Below are 7,267 nucleotides of genomic sequence, written 5' to 3'. Positions count from 1 at the left end.
CCTGCCACTGTGTTGTCATAACATAGTAAACGGTTAAAGTCGTTTTCAATAAAGCTACATGCTTGCAAAGCTTGCACGTTAATTTCTTGCGCTGCAAACGTCGGTGCGCTTAGTAAAACCAGTAGTGAGAGTAGTTGTTTTTTCATTTTATTCCTCAGATTCCTGTTGTTCTTTAGCGCTATAAAATTTCGCTAAAATTAACCCTAGCTCAAATAAAAGCAGCATAGGAATTGCTAATAGTGTTTGTGATAACACATCGGGCGGTGTTAAAAACATCGCCACAACAAATACACCAACCACAATATAAGGGCGTTTTTGCTTTAAACTCTGCGTGGTTGTAGCGCCACTCCAACATAGCAACATTATGGCTACGGGTATTTCAAACGCCACACCAAATGCAAAAAATAGCTTAAGTACAAATCCTAAATAGCTACTAATATCCGGTGCTAGGGTCATCATTTGCGGCCCTACACTAGTAAAAAAGCCTAATATAATAGGGAGCACTATAAAGTAGCAAAAAGCGATACCGCCATAAAATAGCAAAATACTCGAGGCCAAAATTGGCATTAGCATGCGTTTTTCGTGTTGGTATAAGCCAGGTGCTATAAATCCCCAAATTTGATGCAATATCCACGGAATAGCGCCAAACAAAGCAACAAATAGCGTTAGTTTAAACGGTGCAAAAAACGGTGCCGTAACATCGGTAGCTATCATAGTGGCAGTGCTTGGTAAATGTGCGACTAAAGGGGCGGCTACAAACTCATATATATCATTGGCAAAATACACTAGGCCAATAAATATCACTAAAATACTAAAAAGTGATTTAATAAGCCGATCGCGCAGCTCAATTAAGTGAGCGACGAACCCTGATTTAGCTTGTTCAGACATTATTTTTTATACCACGTAATAAGTTGACCACAAATAGGGGAATTAATTTCACTTTTTTTCATCGAGTTGTTCGTTAGATGACATGCTTGAAGTGTTTTTATAGCTATGAGTAACCGACTGCGCTGCTTTTTGCAGTTGATCAACCGATTGTTGTAGCTCAGGGCTTAAATCTTTAAGCTCTTGTTGCTCTGCTTTTTTTAGGTTTTCGTGAAGCTCGTGTATGCGTAGCTCTTCACTCACTTCTGCTTTAACTGAGTTGGCCATCGACTTAACGGTTTTTACCCAGCGCATTACGGTGCGAATGGCAACCGGTAACCGCTCAGGGCCAAGTACCACTAGGCCAACAATAAAAACAACAACGAGCTCCCACATTCCCATATTGCTTAAACCTTAGTATCGTCTTTGGTTTTTTCAGTGCTTTGTGTCTGTGTTGGCGCTGCTTTTTGAGACTCTTGGATTTGCTCAGCTTTTTCGCTTTCAGTCTCTTTAGTTTGATCATCAGACATGGCTTTTTTAAACCCTTTTACTGCACCGCCTAAGTCACCACCCATGCCGCGTAGTTTTTTAGTACCAAAAAGAAGTACGATAATCGCTAAAACAATCAATAATTGCCAAATACTAATGCCACCTAAACCCATGGTTATCTCCAACTGATAAATGCTTAAATGTTTATTTTAAGTACTAATTATACGCACTGTGGCATAAATAGCACTTAGTTTATGTGTTACGCCACGCCACAATAAAGCTAATTGCAGACGCTGCTAATGTTACGCCTGCCGCTATGAGGTCGTGCTGCAGATAACACAGTGCCGATACAATTAGTGTAGCACTGCCAAATAGGCTAAGTACTAGCGCTTTGTGTGACACTTTACTTGGCTGAGAATGCTGCATTTGCGGACTACGTTTTAAATTTTGATAAATTAAATCAGGTAGTTCTGGCATTTTTTCAGCCCAAAATGGCAAGTTAGCATACATTTGTTTCATTACTGATAACGGTCCAACTTGTTGTTTTACCCAATCTTCTAAAAATGGCTTAGCGGTTTTCCACAAATCAAGCTGAGGATAAAGCTGACGCCCTAAGCCCTCAACGTATAATAACGTTTTTTGTAATAATACTAACTGCGGCTGTACTTGCATGTTAAAGCGGCGTGCGGTGTTAAATAAATTAACGAGTACATGGCCAAACGATATCTCAGCTAGCGGCTTATTAAATATAGGTTCGCACACGGTACGAATTGCAAATTCAAACTCTTCTATGCTGGTATCGGGCGGAACCCAGCCCGAGTCAACATGTAGCTGAGCAACTTGGCGGTAGTCACGATTAAAAAAGGCGATAAAGTTTTCTGCGAGATAGCGTTTATCTTCTTTGTTTAATGTGCCAACAATGCCACAGTCGATACCAATATACATGGGGTTTTCAGGGTGCTCGCGAGAGACAAATATATTGCCAGGGTGCATATCAGCATGAAAAAAACTGTCTCTAAATACTTGGGTAAAAAACACTTCTACACCGCGCTCAGCGAGTAATTTCATATTGGTATTTTGCGCAATTAACGACTCAGTATCTGAGACCGGGATTCCGTAAATACGCTCCATAACCAAAACGTTACTGCGGCTATAATCGCTATAAACAGCCGGGATATATAACGAATCAGAGCCTTCAAAGTTACGCTTAAGTTGTATGCCATTTGCGCCTTCGCGCATTAAATCGAGCTCATCTAACAAGGTTTTTTTATACTCTTTGACCACTTCGACAGGGCGTAACCTTTTTGCTTCGCTGTGTACATTGGCAAGTACTTTAGCGAGCTTTTCCATAAGTGCTAAGTCGGCATTAATTTGTGTTTTTATGTTTGGCCTAATCACTTTTATAACAACATCTTGGGTATTGTTATGAGCATCAACTAGCTTAGCAGTATGCACTTGTGCAATGGACGCTGAGGCCAATGGGGTTTGCGAAAACTCACTAAACAACTGGTTTATATCGCTAATTTCGAGCGCTTTTTCAATTATTTTTTGGGCAAGTTCGCCTTCAAAGGGCTCGACTTGGTCTTGCAAAAAAGCAAGCTCTAGCGCAATGTCGTGAGGAAGTAAGTCTCGGCGGGTAGAAAGCATTTGGCCAAACTTAATCCACACAGGGCCAAGCTCTTGCAAGGCTAAGCGCAGTCGCAAGCCCGCGGGCTTATTTTTGTGCTGGTTACGTAACCAAAACAAGCTACCACGCGCAATTTTAGCGTACCAAGGTATTTTTTGTTTTGGTATTAACTCATCTAGTCCGTAGCTAAGTAATGTTTTAGTGATGTAATACAATCGAGCAGTCGACACAAAAAATCCTTAGCGGCTGTTGGTGTTAGAAGAGTTGATTAATGCATTTATGCGTTGTTCAATAGCGGCCACTTGCCCTTTTAACACTCTGTTTTGTTGTTTAAATTGCTCAAGCTCTAAAGGGTGAATAGTTACAGCGAGCTCATCTTGGCATAGGCTGGTTAATGTGGTGCTAATTTGCTGACGTGCTTTACGCTCTTTACTGCGTAAAGCGTTTAGCTGTATGTAAAGTTGTTGTGCGGGCGCATCGCCAATATAGTGCGATAGTTGCTCAGGCCAATCTATATCTAGCCCAGAAAATGCGGCGCTGTAAGCCTGAGCGACGTTTAAGTCGCCTTGCAGGTCTAGCTTATCTTGACGAATGAGTTGTGTAAGCATGGCTGGGTCTTTAAGCGCCATAATAGTATCTATATCTGCGCTGATCATACACTCTGCGCTATTTTCATCGCTGGCACTGTAAAGGTGTAATAGTTTACCATCAAAGGTTAATACTATTTGCTGCTGCCAATTGCGGATTTCGACCTTTAATGGTTTGTGCTTAACGGCACTGAGCTTATCTACTAAGGTGGCGTCGAGTTGCAGTACCTTATTAAGCACTCGCTCTATAAGCGAAAGTACAAAATTAGGTAACATAAAAAACTGCGAATCGGGTTTTGCTGCGATTACATGCTCGCTTTTTTGCTCAAACGCCATAACTGCCTGCCTTAATATTTAAAACCACGGTGCAGTGCAACAATACCACCGGTTAGGTTTTGATACGTTGTTTGTTCAAAGCCTGCTTCTTCCATCATTGCTTTTAAGGTTTCTTGGTCTGGGTGCATACGAATCGACTCAGCTAAGTATTGGTATGACTCGCTATCGTTCGCCACTACTTTACCCATAGTTGGTAATAGATTGAACGAGTAAAAATCGTACGCTTTACTTAAAATTTCATGCTCAGGTTTGGAAAACTCTAGTACTAATAAACGTCCACCTGGCTTTAATATACGGTACATAGAGCGAAGAGCTTTGTCTTTATCGGTTACATTACGTAGGCCAAAGGCAATCGTGATCACATCAAAGCTGTTATCTGGAAATGGCAGCATTTCGGCATTCATTTGCACGTAGTCGATATTGCCGACTAAACCCAAGTTGTGCAGCTTTTCACGGCCCACTTTTAACATTGATGAGTTAATGTCACCTAAAACTACTTGGCCGGTGTCACCGACTAGCTGGCTAAATTTTGCTGTTAGGTCGCCAGTGCCGCCTGCTAAATCAAGGACGTGGTGGCCTTTGCGCACACCTGAGCTGGCTATAGTTTGACGTTTCCATAATCGATGTACACCAAAAGACATTAAATCGTTCATTACATCGTACTTTGCTGCAACCGAGTGAAATACGTCTGCAACCATTGAGGCTTTATCGTTTTCGGCTACGGTTTTATAGCCAAAATGCGTGGTCTTTTGCTCTGTTTCGTTCATGGTTAGTCTCTATCGTGGCAATAAAGACTAGTGTACTTGATTGTATACTGCAGGTGCAATTTGAATATGATTTATCAGGTAATTTAGCGTAAAACCTAGTGGCCGGCTGTAAAGCTACTTTGCCCCAGTGAGCGTGCTTTAAATGCCGCTTGCGAGGCTTTTTTAGCTAACTGGTTAAAGTCATCATTTTTGAGTTGCTGCGCTATGCCTAAAGATAAGTTAATGCCAGGCAGCTTAGTGCCGCTTTTTGAGCTAACAAAGCGAAGTTTTTCTACGCCATTACGCACTTTTTCAGCAATAACATTGGCGGTTTCGGGGTCTATATCTGGCAGTAATACAGTAAATTGGTCCTTTGCTGTGCGCCCAGGTAAACCACTTTGAAAAACATATTTTTTTACTTGTTTAGCCACTTTGTTCAAAATAACTTCGCCAATTATATCGCCGTAATTATCTACAAAATGATCTAAATTATCTATTTGAATAGCAATTGCACAAATTGATTTGTCTTGGTTGCTCCATAGTTGGGTTTGCTGCGTTAAATAATGACGTTTATACAGCCCCGTTTGTGAGTCAATAATGTGCTGCTTACGTAATTGCGCCAGCTGTTTTTGGGTTTTTTCGTGTAACTTTTTAGCTTTATGTAGCTCGTGTTTGAAGTGCTTGTGTTGCTCAAGTAACGTGGCTGATTGCGTGCTTAACGTATCGAGTGCTTGGCGGCTTTGCTCTATATTATTCTCATCAAGCGTGTGCATGCACTCACTTACTTGGCCGGCAAAGCTAACAATTTGTTTTTCGGTTGATTGCGCATTGCGCGACAGTGAATCAATAACCCCATTTACGTTATTAATCATTGCCATTTGCGTGGTATGCCCTTCGTTTAAAAACTCAAAGTAGAGCTGCTCAATCAAAATACTATCAATTTGGGCTTTATTAGTAATGGCCTCATCTATGGCGTTATTTAGCTGAGGATTTACTTTACTAATATAGGTATAGGCAACGTGGTAATTTAACGGAGAGGGAGGCAGCGTATGACGTTCTAAAAACAGGCATACATTCGTCATTTTTTCTTGAGCTACAGCCATGGAATCATGGAACATCATTTTAACTACCAACTAAGTACGCATTAAATTACACATTAAAATAACTCTTCAATGAGGCGGCAATGCATCCAAGCTTTATTATTTTTTTACTACAATAATCGTTAAGCAGGCTATTTAAAAGTAAAAACCAGTATTAGTGAACTTAAATTTTTACTTTTGCTGCCTAATAGCTGATTTTATCATCAAAGAGCACGTATTTAGCTTAATTTAGGCGGGTTCGGCTTATTTTACCCGCTCCAATTAAGCGTGTGTTATTGAGATTAATCGCATTTGTCTTGCTATTTACTCAGCCTACGATAGTTTTGTGAAATCTATTGTATGGTTAAGTAAAACTAAAATGAATTATTCCTTACCCCCGCGAATTTGCCGCACACTGCTTGTGCTATCACTTTTTGGCACGCTAAGCGCATGTACATTAACAAGCCCCAACGCAAACACGCAATTTGAACAAGTGGCGCAAAGTATTGTTGATTACCGCAAACGTGTTAATCCCTACACACAACCTGAAGGGGTTGATGGCTATTTATTTCCTAATTTATCGGCCAAATTTTTAAAGCAACAATATGAGGAAAAAACAGCATTATTAAGTCGTTTAGATGCAATTGATAGCGATGAGCTTTCAAGTGAAAACAGTATTAACCTCAGTATTATTCGTGCGCAAGTACAAAACAGTGTTGATGAATACGTATTTAATGCGCACTACATGCCGCTAACTTCTGAGTATGGGTTCCATTCTAGCTTGTCTTATATGATTAATAGTTCGCAGTACAAGCAACCGCAACAGTTAGAAACGTATTTAGCCCGCCTTGAACAAGTGCCGCGCTTTTTTGAGCAAAACATACATTGGATGAAAAAGGGGCTCGAAACGGGGCTTACTCAACCTCAAGCGGTATTAGCTGGGTATGAAGACTCAATAAGCGCTTACATAGTGGATGATGTAACGCAGTCAGACTTTTACTCCCCGTTTAAAACGAACACGGCAGGGCTAAGTGAAAACGACTTTAAAGCGTTGCAGCAAAAAGCTAAACGCATCATAAAAAACGATGTTATTGCCTCTTACAAAGCATATTTAACATTTTTTACTACGCAATATCAGCCAGGGGCACGCACTACGATTGGTATTTCGCAAACCCCTAATGGCAAGGCGTTTTATAAAAACCGCGCACAGTATTACACCACCACAAATATGAGCATTGATGAAATACATCAGCTGGGGTTATCTGAAGTGGCGCGTATCCGCAGTGAAATGCAGGAAATAATTAAAGAAGTAGGCTTTGAAGGCACGTTTGCCGATTTTATCCACTTTTTACGTACCGATCCGCAATTTTACGCCACCACTCCAGAGCAGCTATTAAAAGAAGCTGCTTATATAGCTAAAAAAATGGACGCGCAGCTGCCTAAGTTATTTCATACACTGCCACGTATGCCCTATGGCGTTGCACCTGTACCTGCAAATATAGCCCCTAAATATACAACAGGTCGCTATGTTGGCTCGAG

Annotated in this window: 8 protein-coding genes; 1 reads left to right on the top strand and 7 read right to left on the bottom strand. The window is 40.9% G+C overall.

Annotation, left to right across the window (positions count from 1 at the left end):
• Nucleotides 1-147 precede the first annotated feature (147 nt).
• The 7 genes from tatC to L650_RS0108925 all read right to left on the bottom strand — a co-directional run bounded on the left by tatC (nt 148) and on the right by L650_RS0108925 (nt 5,752).
• Entirely contained in the window at nt 148-888 is a 741-nt protein-coding gene (tatC, locus tag L650_RS0108955) for a twin-arginine translocase subunit TatC (RefSeq protein ID WP_029772892.1), read from the bottom strand.
• A 48-nt stretch (nt 889-936) separates the two neighbouring features.
• Complete coding sequence (tatB, locus tag L650_RS0108950) at nt 937-1,260, bottom strand: Sec-independent protein translocase protein TatB (protein WP_223230557.1); 324 nt, start codon at nt 1,258-1,260, stop codon at nt 937-939.
• An 11-nt stretch (nt 1,261-1,271) separates the two neighbouring features.
• Nucleotides 1,272-1,526 carry a Sec-independent protein translocase subunit TatA gene (gene tatA, locus L650_RS0108945; RefSeq protein ID WP_004587475.1) on the bottom strand — a complete coding sequence of 85 codons (255 nt, stop codon included), beginning with the start codon at nt 1,524-1,526 and terminating at the stop codon, nt 1,272-1,274.
• A 79-nt stretch (nt 1,527-1,605) separates the two neighbouring features.
• Nucleotides 1,606-3,210, bottom strand: a complete 1,605-nt coding sequence (ubiB, locus tag L650_RS0108940) for a ubiquinone biosynthesis regulatory protein kinase UbiB (RefSeq protein WP_029772890.1) — start codon at nt 3,208-3,210, stop codon at nt 1,606-1,608.
• Nucleotides 3,211-3,219: 9 nt separating this feature from the next.
• Nucleotides 3,220-3,903, bottom strand: a complete 684-nt coding sequence (locus L650_RS0108935) for an SCP2 domain-containing protein (protein ID WP_029772889.1) — start codon at nt 3,901-3,903, stop codon at nt 3,220-3,222.
• A gap of 11 nt (nt 3,904-3,914) precedes the next feature.
• A complete protein-coding gene (gene ubiE / locus L650_RS0108930) occupies nt 3,915-4,670 on the bottom strand; it encodes a bifunctional demethylmenaquinone methyltransferase/2-methoxy-6-polyprenyl-1,4-benzoquinol methylase UbiE (protein ID WP_004587478.1) in 756 nt (251 codons plus the stop codon).
• A gap of 95 nt (nt 4,671-4,765) precedes the next feature.
• Nucleotides 4,766-5,752 (bottom strand): GGDEF domain-containing protein, encoded by a 987-nt coding sequence (locus tag L650_RS0108925; RefSeq protein ID WP_029772888.1) that lies wholly within the window; start codon nt 5,750-5,752, stop codon nt 4,766-4,768.
• Between the two features lie 355 nt (nt 5,753-6,107).
• Between L650_RS0108925 and L650_RS0108920 the strand changes: the two genes are divergently transcribed.
• Nucleotides 6,108-7,267, top strand: a 1,160-nt coding sequence (locus L650_RS0108920; RefSeq protein ID WP_164835549.1) for a DUF885 domain-containing protein, incomplete at its 3' end; no start/stop codon positions are given.

The organism is Pseudoalteromonas sp. TB51 (assembly GCF_000498055.1).
Classification (GTDB): Bacteria; Pseudomonadota; Gammaproteobacteria; order Enterobacterales; family Alteromonadaceae; genus Pseudoalteromonas; species Pseudoalteromonas atlantica.
This window is presented reverse-complemented; position numbering and strand designations above follow the sequence as displayed.